This window comes from Paramuribaculum intestinale (assembly GCF_030759015.1).
GTDB lineage: Bacteria > Bacteroidota > Bacteroidia > Bacteroidales > Muribaculaceae > Paramuribaculum > Paramuribaculum intestinale.
Genome location: NZ_CP098825.1, coordinates 2,624,536 through 2,641,305, shown reverse-complemented (window position 1 = coordinate 2,641,305; position 16,770 = coordinate 2,624,536). Strand labels below are relative to the sequence as shown.

General features: G+C 58.6%; 12 protein-coding genes. 5 read left to right on the top strand and 7 right to left on the bottom strand.

Translation table 11 applies throughout. The features are described 5' to 3' along the window. Positions 1-14 precede the first annotated feature (14 nt). Positions 15-1,460, bottom strand: a complete 1,446-nt coding sequence (sufB, locus tag NF347_RS11865) for a Fe-S cluster assembly protein SufB (protein WP_107035331.1) — start codon at positions 1,458-1,460, stop codon at positions 15-17. Between the two features lie 176 nt (positions 1,461-1,636). Beyond that, positions 1,637-1,843 (bottom strand): hypothetical protein, encoded by a 207-nt coding sequence (locus tag NF347_RS11860; RefSeq protein ID WP_107035330.1) that lies wholly within the window; start codon positions 1,841-1,843, stop codon positions 1,637-1,639. A 76-nt stretch (positions 1,844-1,919) separates the two neighbouring features. On the opposite strand from NF347_RS11860, the gene NF347_RS11855 reads away from it, so the two are divergent. Continuing rightward, positions 1,920-4,187, top strand: coding sequence for an AAA family ATPase (locus NF347_RS11855; protein WP_107035329.1), 2,268 nt, complete (start codon positions 1,920-1,922; stop codon positions 4,185-4,187). Positions 4,188-4,209: 22 nt separating this feature from the next. On the opposite strand, the gene NF347_RS11850 is transcribed toward NF347_RS11855, so the two are convergent. Genes NF347_RS11850 through dnaX form a run of 4 tightly spaced genes read right to left on the bottom strand, consistent with a single transcriptional unit; the run spans position 4,210 to position 9,729 of the window. Then, complete coding sequence (locus tag NF347_RS11850; RefSeq protein ID WP_107035328.1) at positions 4,210-7,056, bottom strand: UvrD-helicase domain-containing protein; 2,847 nt, start codon at positions 7,054-7,056, stop codon at positions 4,210-4,212. A 2-nt stretch (positions 7,057-7,058) separates the two neighbouring features. After that, positions 7,059-7,406 (bottom strand): translation initiation factor, encoded by a 348-nt coding sequence (locus tag NF347_RS11845; protein WP_107035327.1) that lies wholly within the window; start codon positions 7,404-7,406, stop codon positions 7,059-7,061. Further along, positions 7,396-7,869 (bottom strand): hypothetical protein, encoded by a 474-nt coding sequence (locus NF347_RS11840; protein WP_107035326.1) that lies wholly within the window; start codon positions 7,867-7,869, stop codon positions 7,396-7,398. The genes NF347_RS11845 and NF347_RS11840 overlap by 11 nt, the downstream gene beginning before the upstream one ends. 54 nt (positions 7,870-7,923) lie before the next feature. Continuing rightward, complete coding sequence (gene dnaX, locus NF347_RS11835) at positions 7,924-9,729, bottom strand: DNA polymerase III subunit gamma/tau (protein ID WP_107035325.1); 1,806 nt, start codon at positions 9,727-9,729, stop codon at positions 7,924-7,926. Between the two features lie 63 nt (positions 9,730-9,792). Between dnaX and NF347_RS11830 the strand changes: the two genes are divergently transcribed. Both NF347_RS11830 and NF347_RS11825 read left to right on the top strand, forming a co-directional pair. Further along, positions 9,793-10,080, top strand: a complete 288-nt coding sequence (locus NF347_RS11830; protein ID WP_133165426.1) for a hypothetical protein — start codon at positions 9,793-9,795, stop codon at positions 10,078-10,080. Continuing rightward, positions 10,070-10,891 carry a family 16 glycosylhydrolase gene (locus NF347_RS11825; protein ID WP_370364550.1) on the top strand — a complete coding sequence of 274 codons (822 nt, stop codon included), beginning with the start codon at positions 10,070-10,072 and terminating at the stop codon, positions 10,889-10,891. The genes NF347_RS11830 and NF347_RS11825 overlap by 11 nt, the downstream gene beginning before the upstream one ends. A gap of 142 nt (positions 10,892-11,033) precedes the next feature. Here the strand turns inward: NF347_RS11825 and hflX are convergent, their stop codons facing one another. Then, the gene (hflX, locus tag NF347_RS11820; protein ID WP_107035323.1) at positions 11,034-12,284 is read right to left on the bottom strand and encodes a GTPase HflX; all 1,251 of its coding nucleotides are present in this window, start codon (positions 12,282-12,284) and stop codon (positions 11,034-11,036) included. Positions 12,285-12,401: 117 nt separating this feature from the next. Here hflX and NF347_RS11815 point away from each other — a divergent pair, with 117 nt between their 5' ends. Together NF347_RS11815 and NF347_RS11810 are read left to right on the top strand one after the other, a co-directional pair. Further along, positions 12,402-15,866, top strand: a complete 3,465-nt coding sequence (locus tag NF347_RS11815) for a hypothetical protein (protein ID WP_133165425.1) — start codon at positions 12,402-12,404, stop codon at positions 15,864-15,866. After that, positions 15,863-16,597, top strand: coding sequence for an HAD family hydrolase (locus tag NF347_RS11810; protein ID WP_290087499.1), 735 nt, complete (start codon positions 15,863-15,865; stop codon positions 16,595-16,597). Before NF347_RS11815 ends, NF347_RS11810 begins: the two co-directional genes overlap by 4 nt. Positions 16,598-16,770: the final 173 nt, after the last annotated feature.

The following is a 16,770-nucleotide window of genomic DNA, read 5'->3' as shown; positions in this document are numbered from 1 at the left end:
TGATATGATGCGGGTCATCCCACGCTCCCTTCGAGCGATATCTGGAGCAGTTTCTGGGCTTCTACGGCAAATTCCATAGGCAGCTTGTTCATCACCTCCTTGGCATATCCGTTGACAATAAGCCCTACGGCCTCTTCGGTGGGTATGCCGCGCTGGTTGCAGTAGAATATCTGCTCTTCGTTGATTTTCGATGTCGTGGCTTCGTGCTCCACTACCGAACTGTCGTTCATGACATCGATATAGGGGAATGTGTGTGCTCCGCAGTCGGGGCCGAGCAGCAGGGAGTCGCATTGGGTGTAGTTGCGGCATCCATGTGCGGAGGCCACCACTTTCACCTGGCCGCGGTAGGAGTTCTGGCTCCGTCCGGCCGAAATGCCTTTGCTGACTATTGTGGAGCGGGTGTTGGGTGCCAGATGTATCATTTTCGTGCCCGTATCGGCCTGCTGGCGGTTGTTGGTGACGGCTACGGAATAGAATTCGCCGGTGGCGCCTTCGCCCGCAAGCACGCATGAGGGGTACTTCCACGTGATTGCCGATCCGGTCTCGACCTGCGTCCACGACAGCTTTGAGTCGCGTCCGCGGCAGAGTCCTCGCTTGGTGACGAAGTTGTATATGCCGCCGCGGCCGTCGCGGTCGCCGGCATACCAGTTCTGGACGGTAGAGTATTTCACTTCGGCGCGGTTCTCCACCACGATCTCCACGATGGCGGCGTGAAGCTGGTTTTCGTCGCGCATCGGGGCGGTGCACCCTTCGAGATAGCTGACGTAGGAGTCGTCGTCGGCTACGATAAGGGTGCGTTCAAACTGACCGGTGCCTTTGGCGTTGATGCGGAAGTAGGTCGAGAGCTCCATCGGGCAACGCACGCCCTTGGGGATGTAGACAAACGATCCGTCGGAGAATACCGCCGAATTGAGGGCGGCGAAGAAATTGTCGGATGCCGGAACGACCGATCCGAGATAGCGCCGCACCAGATCCGGATACTCCCTGACGGCTTCCGAGATGGAGCAGAATATCACGCCTTTGTCGGCAAGCAGCTGGCGGTGGGTGGTCTTGACGCTCACGGAGTCCATCACTGCGTCGACAGCCATTCCTGCAAGCTGTTTCTGCTCCTGAAGCGGTATGCCGAGTTTGTTGAATGTGTCGATAAGCTGCGGATCCACTTCGTCGAGGCTTTTCGGCCCCTCTTTCTTCACCGGAGCTGCGTAGTAGCTGATCGCCTGATAGTCGATGGGCGGTATGTCGAGATGCGCCCATTCGGGCATCTTCATCGTCAGCCATTTGCGATATGCTTTCAAGCGGAAGTTGAGAAGCCATTCAGGTTCCTGCTTCTGTGCGGAGATATACCTGATGGTGTCCTCCGACAGTCCGGGAGGCAGTATGTCGGTGTCTATGTCGGTGGTGAATCCGTATTTGTATTCGCCGGTGGCGGCCACAGCTTCGGCCGGCGCTTTATGCTGCATTGCAGGCGATGGGTCGTTCGTTTTCATAAGTCTTTAGTGTAACAACCTTGGCGGTGTCATTGTTGAGCCGACACCATGCGGACTTGCCCCCGGCAAGACCGATACAAAATTACATCATTCTCCCCACAATGCAAAATTTCCCTCCTGCGACGCGGCATCCCCGCATCCGCAGCATGTCAGATGCGCATACAGAGGCGGTCGCGGTGCATCCATGCGAGAATCAGGAATACGATGGCGAAGTTGCCGGCGGTCAACACCGTGTCATACCATTGTCCTAATATGGGGCTGGAGTCCGACGAGCATGAAAGGTCGAGTCCGCGTAGCAGGTCGAGCGATTTGAGGCGCCCCTGCACCGGAAGGGCGGTTGTGGAGGCGGTGGTCATTATGTGGTGGTGATTTCTTGTGATTTTTGCAAAGTTATGGAATAATGCCTAATTTCGCAATACAGTGAACAGACCGATGGAATACGATTATACCGACGGCGCCGATATGGCTCCGCAAGCTTGTGAGCATATCGCTGCCATGACGGTAGGCGGAGAGATGGATCTTGCCTTCCGCATAGTGGAGCAGACGGGAGCCAACCTGTTTCTTACCGGAAAGGCCGGCACCGGCAAGACGACATTTCTCCGGCGGCTGCGGGCCACCTCACGCAAACGCATGGTGGTGCTCGCGCCGACAGGAGTGGCGGCCATCAATGCCGATGGAGCTACCATCCACTCATTCTTCCATTTTCCGCTGACCTGCTATATCCCCGGGCAGGGGTTTGTGGGCGAGGAGAAGTATTTCAAGCCGTCGCGCTCCACGCGTCGCATACTTGCGGGTATGGAGCTGCTTGTGATAGACGAGATCAGCATGGTGCGTCCCGATCTGATGGATGCCATGGATATGGCTCTGCGGCGGTTTCGTGATCCGTCAAGGCCTTTCGGCGGGGTGCAGCTGCTGCTGATAGGCGATCTGCGACAACTGTCGCCGGTGGTGCGCGATGCCGACCGCGAGCTGCTGCGGCCGTATTATAAGTCGCCTTATTTCTTCGACAGCCATGCGCTGCGCGAGGCCGGGATGCTGACCATAGAGTTGCAGACAGTGTTCAGGCAGACCGACCGGGATTTTGTTGATATGCTCAACGCCGTGCGCGACGGCAATATCGACGACACGCTGCTCCGGAAACTCAACGGACGCTATCGGCCGGGATTCGATCCGGCCGACGAGGAGGGATACATACGCCTCACAACCCATAACGCCCGGGCTGCGGCTGTCAACGAGGGGAAGCTCGCGTCACTCGCCGGGCAGCCCACAGTGTTCCGGGCCCGGATCGAGGGCAAATTTCCGCCGTCGGCCTATCCGGCCGACGAGGAGGTGACTCTCAAGGTCGGGGCGAGGGTGATGTTTATACGCAACGACGGGCCGGAGCGCCGGTTTTTCAACGGCATGATAGGCACTGTCACATCGCTCTCCGACGGCAGGGTTGACGTCAGGCCGCTCGGCAAGGACGAGGAGATATGTGTGGAGCCGGCCGAGTGGGTCAATACGCGTTACGATGTCGACGAAGCAACTCAGAAGATCACCCAGAAGGAGGAGGGGCGTTTCGTGCAGATGCCGTTGCGTCTGGCATGGGCCATAACGATCCACAAGAGCCAGGGGCTGACGTTTGACCGTGCTATAATCGATGCGGCTTCGTCGTTTGCTCCCGGACAGGCCTATGTGGCTCTGAGCCGGTGTCGTTCGCTCGACGGACTGGTACTCGACACGCCATTGTCGGATCGTTCGGTGATTACCGATCCAGGAGTGACGGGATTTATCCGCGAGGCTGTGGCCGGAACTCCCGACGAGGCTATGGCTTCAAGGCTCGCCGACGAGTTCTATATACGCAATCTGGTGGAGGTGTTTGATTTCGGGCGCATACGGCGTGAATTTGACGCGCTGTCGCGCGCGGTTCAGGAGTTTGTGGCTCCGGTGCATCCGGAGCTGTTTGATGTCTATGGACGTGCGTCAAAGGATATGGCCGATGATCTGGATGCGGTCGGAGAGCGTTTTGGCCGTATTTACGCCTCATATCCCGGAGGGGCGCAGGCTCTGAAGGGGTCGGAGGAGCTGCGGCTCAAGGTCAGAGGAGGGTGTGCGTATTTTATTGAAAAGCTGTCGCCGCTGTTGAAGCTGGTGCAGAGGGTTCCGTCAGATATAGGCAACAAGAATTACCGCCGCAGGGTGGAGGCGGCGCGCGATGTTGCGTGGGAGCTTATGCTTGCCAAATACAAGGTGCTGACGTCGCTGTCCGATGCCGATTTCAGCGTGGAGGCATATCTCGATATCAAGGCGCGGATCGCGCTTCAGGGCGATGATTCCGGCATTGTGGAGATGCGTGCCAAGCCCGACAAACCGGCTTCCGGAAGCCGTAAGGGTGAATCCGGACGCAAGGAGAAGCGTCCCAGAGGATATTCCACTTTCGAGTCACTGCGTATGTTTGACGACGGCACATCGCCCGAGGATATAGCCGCGTTGCGCGGTCTGGCTCTTTCGACCGTCGTGGGGCATCTGGCGGAGTGCGTGGCTTTGGGTCGGCTCGATGAGTCGCGCCTGATCGACGGCGACACTTGCGGGGAGATCGGCCGGATGCTCGATGCGGCGGCTGATGCCGACGGACGTGCCGCCGCCTTGCATGAGGCCGAGCGGCGTTTCGGTCGGCTTAAGGTTCTGGTCTACCGCAAGATTTATGGCCGCGGACGTTGAGCTTTTTTGAGCGCGGTCCGGGTCAGTCGTCACCGGCGATAGCGTCGGTCGGCTCGGCGGTAGCGTCGATCATTTCCGGGTCGTCGTCAAGCTCGATCGCATTCCATAGGTCGGTGCGTATGCCGGCCTTGAAGCGCGGCATTTCGCCGCTGGCGGTCGGTTCGAGCGCGGTGCCCTTCTTCTCCTCGCGTGGCGGAGGTGAAGTGTGTGAGCCTATGGTTACCGATTCTTGTCCGTAGGCATCCATGAGGGCATGTCCCACAAATTCGCCCGCCGTAGTGTCCTTTGGCGCAGAGGGCATTTTGTAGTAGACACACAGTTCGTTGACCGCGCGTGTAAAGGCCACGTAGATCACGTTGGTTTCATCCGTGGCCATCTCTCTGACGCGTCTCTGGTAGCGCGCTCCCATCGGGGTGGCGAGCATCTCAATGCATGGGCGTAGTCTCACGTAGGGAGGTATGTCGGCGGTGTCGCAGCCCTCGAGGGTGAGTCCGCGGGTAGGAAACCATTCGTCGCTTTTGAGCGAAACGGCGTCCCAGTCGACCATCGGTACGTGTACGCAGGCCCATTGCAGGCCTTTGGATTTGTGGATAGTCATCAGATTGACCGACATGGTGTCGGGCGGGGTCTGCACATACAGCCGGCGCCCGTTGATGTCCCACCACCGCAGGAAACTGCGCGGGTCGGGGGCGTTGGCTGCGGAATATTCGGTCACAGCGTCGACAAAGGCCGAGATAGCGGCATTCTGGTCGCAGGCCATCTCAGCCGGGACACGCTCGCGGATGATCCAGTTGACGAGTGTCACCAGATCCCATGATTCGTTGTTGCTTTCCGCTGCCTGTTCGCCTCGGCGCCCTACGGCCTCTTCAAGGGCGTCGGAATCGCTCAGGCCGCGGCCTTTGGCTTCGTCGAAGCGCGATGTCAGCAGCGTCACCTCACGCATGCTGCGGCGCCGTTCCCTGACGTCGTCGGCGGTGGTCGATCTGAGTCGCAGAGCGCTGATGATCATTTTTACGGCGGGGGAGTCCTGCAGGCGGAGCGATTCGTCGCTCGTGATGCCGAATCGCGGATCGTCGTGGTTGTCGTGCTGTCGTGCCGACAGGTATTCCGCTACCTGTGTGGCGTCTTTGCCGTCGCGGACAAGTATGGCTATGTCGGCGGGGCGGTAGCCGGCCCGGAACTGACGCACGATGTTGTCATACATCCGCGGAAGAGCCTCGTCGGCCATCGTAGAGCCTTGCGGCGGAGTGATGCGTTCTACCTCCACATAGCCGGGAGCCGACTGGTTTTTGGCCGCTACAAGCTGGTGTACGTTGCCGTAGACCCCTTCGCCGGCTCTTGCAGGACCCATGGCCTCGAAAAGACGGTTGTTGAAGTCGACCACTGTGGCCGACGACCGCCAGTTGGTGTTGGAGCCGGGGGTGTTGCCTTTCTCCTGAAAGTCAAGGGCGCCGAAGTCGGAGGCCACCTGTGAGCCGAGCAGCGTCGGGTCGGAGTTGCGAAAACGGTAGATGCACTGTTTCTCGTCGCCGATTATCAGAGAGTCGTGTCCGGGTGCAATGCCTTGCTCTACAAGAGGCCGCAGTATGTCCCACTGCATGCGCGATGTGTCCTGAAATTCGTCGATCAGGAAGTGGTTGAGCCACACTCCCATGCGTTCGTAGACGAAGGGGGTGTCGTTGTCGCCGATGATCCGGCTGAGCAGTGTCTTCGTGTCGTCGAGCAGCAGGGCGTTGCTCTCCTGCCGCACTTCGTCGATATAGCGCATGGCGTGGCGCATGAGCGACAGCGACAGTGTGGAGTCAAGCAACTGACGGCATATCTTGCCGCGTGTACGGCAGGCGAGTATGGCCTCGGAGGCGGCGATGACCGACGCCTCCACTTCAGGCGGGAGGGTGCGCCCTTTGTTGAGCACCGATTCCACCCCTTCGGCGGCGGGCTTCACGGTGGTGGTGGCGCCGCTGTCGGATGACGGATCGGCCTTCACTTTCTCCAGGCCTTTGATGAAGTGGTTGGCCTTGAACACTCCGGTGCCGAGGCCATGGCGCTCTATCGCGTCGAGGCATTCGGTGGCGCGGAGCTGTGCTTTGCGCGTGAGCGCCGATATTTCGTTCATGAGTGCCGAGGCAAACCGGTTGAGCCGTGTCGGATCAGAGAGATACTCCATCGTCAGGTCGTGGGCTGTGGCCTCTTCGCCTTCGTGGCGTGTGGCGAAATCCTCGTCGTTCATGCTCGATATCTCTCTGACCAGAGTCTGGTAGGCTTTCCCCGAGCGGTTGAGCAGATCTGAGGTTTTTCCTTCGTTCATCTTGTTGAGCAGATGACGGGTGATCTGCGCCAGTATGATGCCGTTGTTGCGGCTGTCGTCCTCTTCAAGCGACTTGAACAGGCGGGCCACTCCCTCGCTGACGCTCGGTGCGGCTTCAAGCGTCAGTTCGTAGTTGCCCGTAAGCTCGGCTTCACGGGCGAATGTGCGAAGTATCGTCTGGAAAAAGGAGTCGATGGTCGATACCTGAAACTGGCTGAAATCAAAAAGTAGGCCGGTCAAAGCTTCGCGTGCGGCCCGGGCTATCTGTTCGGCGGTGGCTTCGAAATGGCGTTTCAGGTCCTCCATGTAGCCTGACCGCGAGTCCCAGCCCGGCTCGCATCCGGCCAGAAGGGCGAGTTCGTGGATTATACGGCGCTTCATCTCGCCTGTGGCCTTGTTGGTGAAGGTTATGGCGAGGATATTGCGGTGTCCGCCACGGTTGCCGTTGTTGAGGCGGTGGCGTCCGTCGCGGTCGGTGTGTCCGAGCAGCAGTCTGATGTATTCGTAGGCGAGAGTATAGGTCTTGCCCGATCCGGCCGAAGCGCGATATATGGTAAGCATCGTCAGCCTTTTACCTTGTAGCCCATGTCGGCGAGCAGCGTGCGGAGTTCTTCGCGGCGGTCGCCCTGCACGAGTATCTCTCCGCCGCGGGCCGATCCGCCCGTTGCAAGCCGTTTCTTTATCTTGGAGGCGATCTCCGAGAGTTGCTCGTCGGAGCAGTCAAATCCGGTGATGATCGTGGCCGGTTTGCCCCGACGCTGCTTGCGCTCGTAGCAGAGGGTCAGCTGACGGTTGCCTGTAGCGGATGTGTCGGATGCCTCTTCGGCAGTCTGTCCGTCGTCGGCGGGCTCATCGGCTCCGGGGAGTGTGGCCCGCAGGGCTGCGAGGCTGTCGGTCCAGTCAGTGTTCATGGCTGTCGTTGATTATTGTCTCCGGCAGGGTGTCGGTTTCGGCCTCTCCGGGCAGGGCGGTTCCGATGCTCCCGGCTATAGTGGCCAGCATCTGCGCGTTGGCGGTCTGTTCGGGGCCGAGTTGCGAATAATATTGGCGCGCGGAGTCGGAATCGGTGGCGAAAGCCTTTCGGTAGCAGTCGGTGGCGCGTGATATGTTTTCGCTCTGGTTACCGTCGTCCGAAAGCTGCATGTAGAGTATCGACAGCCTGCAAAGCTGGCCTGTGGTCATGGCGTCGAGATGCTCGTCGGAGAGGCGGCGGGCTATGCTTGTGGCAGCTGTCATATCGCCTTCGGCCACGGCCATGTCGGCCTGACGCAGTTCGTCGTCGAAACGGCGTGTGTCGTCGCTGCTGCACGATGTGGCGATGAGGATGGCCGTCAGTGCCGTCAGAAGTGTGAATGTTCTTATGTGCGGTATCATGTCGGAGGTGTGTTTCTTTACTGTCGGATAGGTGAGTGGGTCTGACGTCCGGCGTCAGAGAGTAAGCTTCAGTCCTTTGATGAACTTTTCGAGCATCGGACGTTCCTTGATGATGGTGAGCATCAGCTCGCGGTCGTTGAGCACGTGGCGCATCGGTTCGCGGTCGGTGACTTTGAGCTGCAGTGTGAGATGGTCGTTCTGCAGACGGTCGCGCATCCACTGCAGCAGCTCGCCAAGCTCTTCGCGGAAGGTGGACAGCTGTATCTCCGAGTCGAGATCCACCCCCACCTGCGTCTCGTCGAGGCGCACCGGGCGCGATGTCCGCATCGAGTTGACCAGAATCCGCTTGCGGGGGAATGCGTCGATAAACTCGTCCCAAGCGTTGTCGAGATCGGTCTGCGAATACGGTTTGCACCGTCCGCTGCCGGCGGTATTGCCCTCTGTGGTGTCGTCCGTTGCCGCAGCCGTTTCGTTCGGTCGGTTGATGTTGAACACCGGCATCTTCAGCGTCGACCTCATGCCCGGTGCAGGCATGTGTGTCGCGGGGTGTGACGCCTGTACGTGGGGCTGCGGTGCAGCCGGAGCTTGCGGCGCGGCTTGTGGTGTCGCTCCCGTTGCCTGTGGCGATGTGGCCTTATGAGTGGTGGCCGGAGCCGACGGTTTTGTCGGCGCGGTGGCGGCCGGAACGCTCACAAGCGGTGCTTTGGTGTCGGCAGCGTCTATTTTTCTCAGCCGCCCCTCTCCGTCGCTGCCTTTGTTAGGGGAGGGGCTGAGTGATTGGCATATTTTGGCGAGCGTCAGCTCTACGAGAAATTGCTTGTTGGTGGCCGTGCGGTAATTGAGGTCGGCGTCGTTGCAGAGGCTCATGGCGCGGTATAGGAAGCCCGGCGTACATCGGGCGCCTATGTCGGCCATCTGTCTGCGGGCCTCCTCTCCCGCCTCGACGAGTCCTACGGTCGACTGGTCGCGGGCCATCATCAGATCGCGAAGATAGGCGGCCAGGCCGTTGATGAAAAAGAGCGAGTCGAATCCGGCGTCGCGGATCTCGCGGTAGATCACCCATGTCATCAGCACGTCGCCGGCCAGAAAAGCTTCGGTCAGGCGAGTGTAATATTTGTAGTCGAGCACGTTGAGACTCGCTATCGTGTGCTCGTAGGTCACCTTGCCCTGCGAGGATGCGGCCACCTGGTCGAATACCGACAGGGCGTCGCGCATGCCGCCGTCGGCCTTGGTGGCTATGACGTTGAGAGCGGCCTCCTCGGCCTCCACTCCCTCCTGCGAGGCCACGTACTGCAGCTGGCGGATGATGTCGGGGATGGATATGCGGTGGAAGTCGTAGATCTGGCAGCGCGAGAGTATCGTGGGTATGATCTTCTGCTTTTCGGTGGTGGCGAGCACAAACACCACGTAGCCCGGCGGCTCCTCAAGGGTTTTAAGAAACGCGTTGAAGGCCTGCGTGGAGAGCATGTGCACCTCGTCGACGATAAACACCTTGTAGCGGCCCTGCACGGGCGGCACTCTCACCTGCTCGGTGAGGGCGCGCATGGCGTCTACACCGTTGTTCGACGCAGCGTCAAGCTCTATGATGTTGAGCGAGGTGCCTGCGTTGAAAGCCTTGCACGAGTCGCACTCGTTGCATGGGTTGCCCTCGGCGGTCAGATGCTCGCAGTTGATGGTCTTGGCAAAGATACGGGCGCATGTGGTCTTGCCCACTCCGCGCGTGCCGCAGAACAGGTAGGAGCTGGCTATACGGCCCGAAACGACGGCATTTTTGAGCGTCGAGGTCAGAGCCGACTGTCCTACGACCGATTCAAACGTCGTCGGTCGATATTTGCGTGCCGATACAAGATACGGGGTCATATATTAGTTTCGGAGATGGATTCTTATGCAGGGACAACTGTGTGGGTTTCCCACTACAAATTTATGCAACATTTCTCCCGCTACCAAATTTTCGCCACGATTTTCCCTTTGCTTTCCTGCCGCGCACAAAATATGTTTTTTAACATAATGAGGGTTGTTGAGGGGTGGTTTGGCGTTGAATTGAAAGAAATATTGTGTAAATTTGCAGAAAATCAGGCCTGGATAGGTTTTTGCCGGGCATTGTCAAGAACAAACATTGCCGGGAAGGAGCATCCTATTGTCGGCGCAACAAGACTATTATTACTCCAAACAAATATTACTCCAAAACAAAATCAAAAAAATGCGTTTTAAACGTTTCCTTATTCCCGCCATGGCGTTTATGGCTCTGGCCGTGGTGTCATGCGCGAAGACCGAACAGAAGTCCGACGAATGGAAGCTCGTATGGTCAGAAGAGTTTGACTACGACGGTCAGGCCGATACTACCGTATGGTCGAGAATCCCCAAAGGCACACCCGACTGGTGTGCTCACATGTCGTCGGACGACCGTCTGTATGAGATGCGCGATGGCAATGCCGTGCTCAAAGGTATTGCCGACAGCGCCGGCACAGCCGGTCCGGTGGAATATCTCACCGGCGGTATATTTACCAAAGGCAAGAAGGCTTTCCTCGGCGGACGTCTGGAGGTCCGCGCCAAGCTGCAGGGTGCGCGCGGCGCATGGCCTGCGATCTGGATGCTTCCGGAGCCTTCGGCGTCGGAGGAGTATGGCAGCACCCAATGGCCTTACGGTGGCGAGATCGACATCATGGAACGCCTCAACTCCGACTCGATAGCCTATCAGACCGTCCACTCCGATTATACGTATAATAAGGGCATGAATGATCCCGTGCCGTCGCGCACCGGTGTCATCGATCCGGATGATTACAATGTGTATGCGGTGGAGATGTATCCCGACAGCGTGCGATTCTTTATCAACGACACGCATGTCAACACCTATCCGCGCATCGAGGGTGCCGACGCTGCCAGTCAGTTCCCCTACTATCGCCCGATGTATCTGATGATCGATATGCAGCTTGGCGGCCAGTGGGTGGGACGTGTGTTCCCCGAGGATCTGCCGGTGGAGATGCTTGTCGACTGGGTGCGCTACTATGAGCGCGCTGAGTGATGCGCGCCGTGTCTTTGACTGATACCGGATAACAGTCACCCCGGAGCATTGAATCGTCTGATTCGCGCTCCGGGGGTGAGTTGTTTTTTTTCGCTGCTGACTGCGCCCGTGCGGATGGCGCATCGTCATGCGGTGGGATTCATTAGCTGTCTGCTCCGCTCTCCTCTTCCTCCTCTTCGGCCAGATTGTCGTAGGTCTGAAACAGGAAGTCGTTGTAGGGGAAGCGGGTAAGGTGTATCTGCTTGGCGCGCTCGTAGAGTTTGTGTTTGAGTTCGTCGATGTTGATGCCCTTGCGTGCGGAGATAAACACCGCGTCCTCGCCCATGCGGCTCATCCAGCTCTGCTTCAGGTCGTCGAGCGACAGGTTCTCGCGGCGTGCCGGAGTGAGGTCGTCGGCATCCTTGGGCGTGTAGGTGAAGGCGTCGACCTTGTTGAACACCATGATCATCGGCTTGTCGGCCGATCCGCACACGTCGGCAAGCGTACGGTTGACAACTTCGATCTGTTCCTCGAAGTTGGGATGGGAGATGTCGACCACATGCAGCAGCAGGTCGGCTTCGCGCACCTCGTCGAGAGTCGATTTGAAGGAGTCCACAAGGTGTGTCGGGAGTTTGCGGATAAACCCTACGGTGTCGGTGAGCAGAAACGGCAGATTTTCTATGATCACTTTGCGCACGGTGGTGTCGAGCGTGGCGAACAGCTTGTTCTCGGCAAACACGTCGCTTTTGCTCAGCAGGTTCATCAGTGTCGACTTGCCCACGTTGGTGTAGCCCACGAGAGCCACGCGGGTGAGCTTGCCGCGGTTTTTGCGCTGTATCGACTTCTGCCGGTCGATTGATCTCAGCTCCTCTTTTAGGCGCGAGATCTTGTCGAGTATTATGCGTCGGTCGGTCTCTATCTGTGTTTCGCCGGGGCCGCGCATGCCTATGCCTCCACGCTGGCGTTCGAGGTGGGTCCACATGCGTGTGAGCCGCGGCAGCAGATACTGGTACTGGGCCAGTTCCACCTGTGTGCGTGCGTTGGCCGTGCGTGCGCGCTTGGCGAATATGTCGAGGATGAGTCCGGTGCGGTCAAGCACCTTAATCTTCAGCTCTTTTTCGATGTTGGCCACCTGTTTCGACGACAGGTCGTCGTCGAAGATCGCCATCGCTATGTCGTTGTCCTCGTTGTATTGGCGTATCTCTTCGAGCTTGCCTGATCCGACGAAGGTGCGGGAGTCGGGGCCGTTCATCTTCTGTGTGAACTTGCGCACTGTGACGGCTCCGGCCGTGTCGGCCAGAAATTCCAGTTCGTCGAGATATTCCTTGGCGCGTGCCTCGTTCTGGGCCGGAGTGATCAGTCCTACGAGTATGGCGCGTTCGGGTGCTTCGGTGGCGGTGGGAAGATCTTTCATGCGTGGTTGTTTGTTTGTCAGATGCAAAATTAACAAATAATTCAGTAATTTTGTGCGGGAAACATGCTTGATGTGTTTGTTTCTATCACTTATCCTGATTCGCGAACCGACTGACAAATGACATCTGATAATACAACATCTTCAAAAAGACGTCCGTTGTGGCGTCGTGTGCTCAAATGGACGGCTGTGGCTGTCGGCTCTCTGGCACTGCTGGCTGTGGCCGCTACGGCATGCGTGGTGTGGCTGCTTTCGCCCGAAACGCTCACCTCTATGGTCGAAAGATATTCCGGAGAGTTTATCGACGGCCATGTCAAGGCTCGTCGCGTGGAGCTGACGTTCTGGAAGACTTTCCCTAAAGTCAGGCTCGACGTCGACGATCTGACGGTGGTGTCCGACGCTCTCGACAGCATCACACCCCAACAGAGAGCCCAGCTGCCTGCTTCGGCCGACACTCTGCTGACCGTAAGCCGTCTGAGCGGCGGCATAAACGTGTGGGCGGCCACGATGGGCTATATAATGCTTTATGACGTGGAGATAGATGCTCCGAGGGTCAATCTCGTGAAGGTCGATGACCTCCACGCCAACTACGATATAGTTCCGGAGGCCGAAGAACAGTCTGATACGGCTTCCTCGCCTCTGCCTTATATAAGCATCGACCGCTTCGTGCTCAATGGCGCCGCTCCGGTGCGCTACGTTTCGCTCGCCGACTCGATCGATGCAGTGCTCGACATCGCCCTGACGGCTGTCGACGGAGAGAAGGCGCCGGTCTATACCATTTCGGCGAGAGCCGAGGGTGGCGGGCGGTTGGCGCCGATGATGGATCTGGCTCCGGTGACGCTCGGAGTTGACGGCAGTGTGAAGTGGGATCAGCGGCGTCCCGATCATCTGCGGCTCGAGGATTTCACGTTCGACATCGGAGGCAATACACTCGGGATGAATGCCGATATCAGTTTTTCCGACTCGCTGCTGATCCACAGTCTTGATCTTTATGCAGCCCGGCTTCGTGTCGACAATATGATGGCGCTCGTTCCGGAGGGGTTCAAGGGCAGTCTGCCCCGGATCGTTTCCGACGCCGAGATCGATGTCAGGGCGCGTCTGCTTAAGCCTTACGATATTGGGCGTCTGTCGGACAGCGTGCCGGCTATGCCCGATGTGGAGGTGTCGGTGATGATACCGGGTGGCTCGTTTGAATACGATCGGCTGAAACTGCGCCGTGTTCAAGCCGATATCACCGCTACGGTCTGTGGCGGAAATCCCGACGGGTCGCGTGTCGACATAAAACGTCTCGACCTGCAGGGAAGGGCAGTGGGCTTCACCCTCAATGGCACTGTCACGCATCCGCTGAGCGATCCGAGGGTCGACGGTGTGTTCGACGGACATTTAGATTTTGCCGCACTGCCGGCCGATCTGCTCCGGCGGCTGCCGTTCACTGTCAGAGGGCGTGTCGACGGTCATACCGATGTCGCGCTGCGGTTGTCGGATCTCGATCCGAAGCGGTTTCACAATATCAGGGTCAACGGCAAGGTGGGGCTCGACGATTTTCTGCTGCGCATGCGCGATTCGTCGGCTCTGGCCTACGTCACCCGTGCGCAGCTGAGTTTCGGCACCAACACACATCTCACCACGGCCGACGGTCAGGAGGTGGACTCGCTGCTGCGTGTCAGTCTGACATCCGACACCCTCGCTTTTGTCGGCGACGGTGTGGCTCTGCTGTCACGAGGCCTGAAGGTGGGTATGGGCACACGCAACACCAAGGCTACGTTCGACACCACCGTCATCACGCCGCTTGGCTTTACGGCAAGCGTCCGGCGCATGTCGCTGCGCTCCGATTCCGACTCCATGAGGGTGGTGATACGCAATGCCGACATAAAAGCCACCTTGCAGCGCTTTGAGGGTGGAGCGCGCGATCCGCTGCTGACGGTCGGCATGTCGGCCGGGCGTATGCGGTATTCCGACGCGTTCAGCCGTCTGGCGCTGACCGATGCCAAGGCCGATATATCGCTCCATCCGCGCCGACGGCCGAAGCGGCGTATCGCTGTCTCGGCGTCCGACTCGCTGCAGCGGGCTGCCCGCATGAGGCGCATGCGGGCTGAGATAGATTCGGCCAATGCCGGCAGGGAGATGATGGATTTTGATGTCGACCGCGATCTGGTGGGACTTATGCGCCGGTGGAGCGCGTCGGCTCACATCAAGGCCAAGCGGGCAAGAATGATGACACCTTACTTTCCGGTGCGCAACCGCATCACCGGACTCGATATGCAGATCTCCACAGATTCGGTGGTGATACGCAACACCCGATACCGCATGGGCAAGTCCGATTTCCTGATCAACGGCACCATCTCCAACATCACGCGTGCGCTTTCATCGCGCCGTGGCTCGCCGCTTGAAATGGATTTCACCATCAAGAGCGATACCGTCGACATCAACAATATCACTTCGGCCATACTCGCCGGTTCGGCGTTCGCGGAGAAGAAGTCGCTCGGACAGGCTAAGGCGATCAGTGCCGACGCTTCCGATGAAGCGGCTGAGAATGTCATGGCCCTTCAGGCCGCCGACACCGTGGGAGCAGCGTTTGTAGTGCCTTCCAATGTAAATGCACGGCTCGATATCGACGCTGCAAACGTACTCTATGCCGATATATGGCTTCAGAAGCTGCAGGGTAAGCTCAATGTCAGCGACGGAGCCATACATCTCGACCGTCTGGCCGGATATACGCCTATGGGATCGATGGATCTGACGGCGCTCTACGCCGGACAGACCAAGCACGACCTGAGGTTTGCGGCCGGAATGGTCATACGCCGACTGCATCTCAAGCAGTTCCTGCACTTGATGCCGGAGATAGATTCCATACTGCCGCTGCTGCGTGAGGTCGACGGTATAGTGACAGCCGACGCGGCTATGACCACCGATCTTGATTCGCTGATGAACATGAAGTTCCACACCTTCAATCTTGTGCTGAAACTTTCGGGCGATTCGCTCCGGCTGATCGACGGAGAGACGTTCCGCACGATGGCGAAGTGGCTGATGTTCAAGGATAAGAAACACAATCTGATCAAATCGATGCAGGTGGAACTGATGGTGCGCGACTCGCGTCTGGATCTGTTCCCGTTCGTATTCGATCTCGACCGCTATCGCCTCGGGGTGAGCGGTGGCAACACGCTCGACATGGATCTCGACTATCATGTGGCCGTATTGAAGTCGCCGCTGCCGTTCAAGTTTGGCATCAACATCAAGGGCAAGCCGGGCGATCTGAAGATAAGGCTCGGCAAGGCACGCTTCAACGAGTATGCCGTGAGCTCGTCGCGGCAGCTCACCGACACTACCCGCATCAACCTGATCCACAAGATTCAGGAGGTGTTTAAGTTCGGTGTCAGCAGCGGCCGCCAGACAAAACTCATGATGGAGGCTCCGCGCCCCGACAGGGCGGAGTTCTCCGTGGCCGACACGCTGACACACGCCGATTCGGTGATATTCATTCAGGGTGGAGTGCTCGAAGGCCCCAAGGAGCCGCCGTTTCCCATGCCCGACAATGCATCGGACACCAAAAAATCGTCCAAAAAAGATAAAAAACGCAAGAAATGATGACTGACAGCATACAACGTTTCATAGCTTCGCGCGGATATCCGCGTTTTGAACTCCGTGCCGCGCTGATCGACATGGACGGCACACTCTACGACTCCATGCCGCGCCATGCCGAAGCCTGGCGCCGTATGATGCTGACCGTGGGTGTGGATCTGCCCGTGGAGGAATATTTCCTCCATGAGGGGCGTACAGGCGCCGCCACCATACGTCTGCTCATGGAGCGCTACGCCGGGCGCGTGCCTGACGATGACGAGATCAAGGAGCTTTATCGCCTCAAGACCGAGTTTTTCGCTTCGATGCCCGAAGTGTCGGTCATGCCGGGGGCTGCCGACATGCTCCGTCAGCTTCAGCAGTCAGGAGTGAAGCGGGTGCTTGTCACCGGTTCGGGGCAGTCATCGCTCATCAACCGGCTCGACAGTGATTTTCCCGGAGCGTTTGCCCCCGATATGCGCATCACGGCGCTCCACACTCGCCGCGGCAAGCCGGCTCCCGATCCTTACCTCGCGGCTCTTGATCTGGCCGGAGTGGAGCCGTGGCAGGCTCTCGTGATAGAAAACGCACCGCTTGGAGTCGCTTCGGGAGCGGCCGCCGGCGTAGCCGTGGCCGGTATCACCACCGGTCCCGTGCCGCAGTCGGCTCTTGCCGATGCGGGCGCCACTGCTACTTTCCCCTCGATGGCCGCCTTCGCCGCGTCGCTCCCCGCCTTGCTGCGCGACTTCGCCCCGGAATAACCGGAGAAGTGTAGCGGGCTTTCCGACAAAAAACACTACGGTGTGGCTGCATCCTCTTGCATGGATAGCAGCCACACCGCTCTTTTTGGTAATGGATGGTGCTGGATGAAAGCGGGGCAGGCGCCAAAGCGACCGTAGTCGCTCTGGCGCCTGCCTTTGGTAGGGTTTGAGAA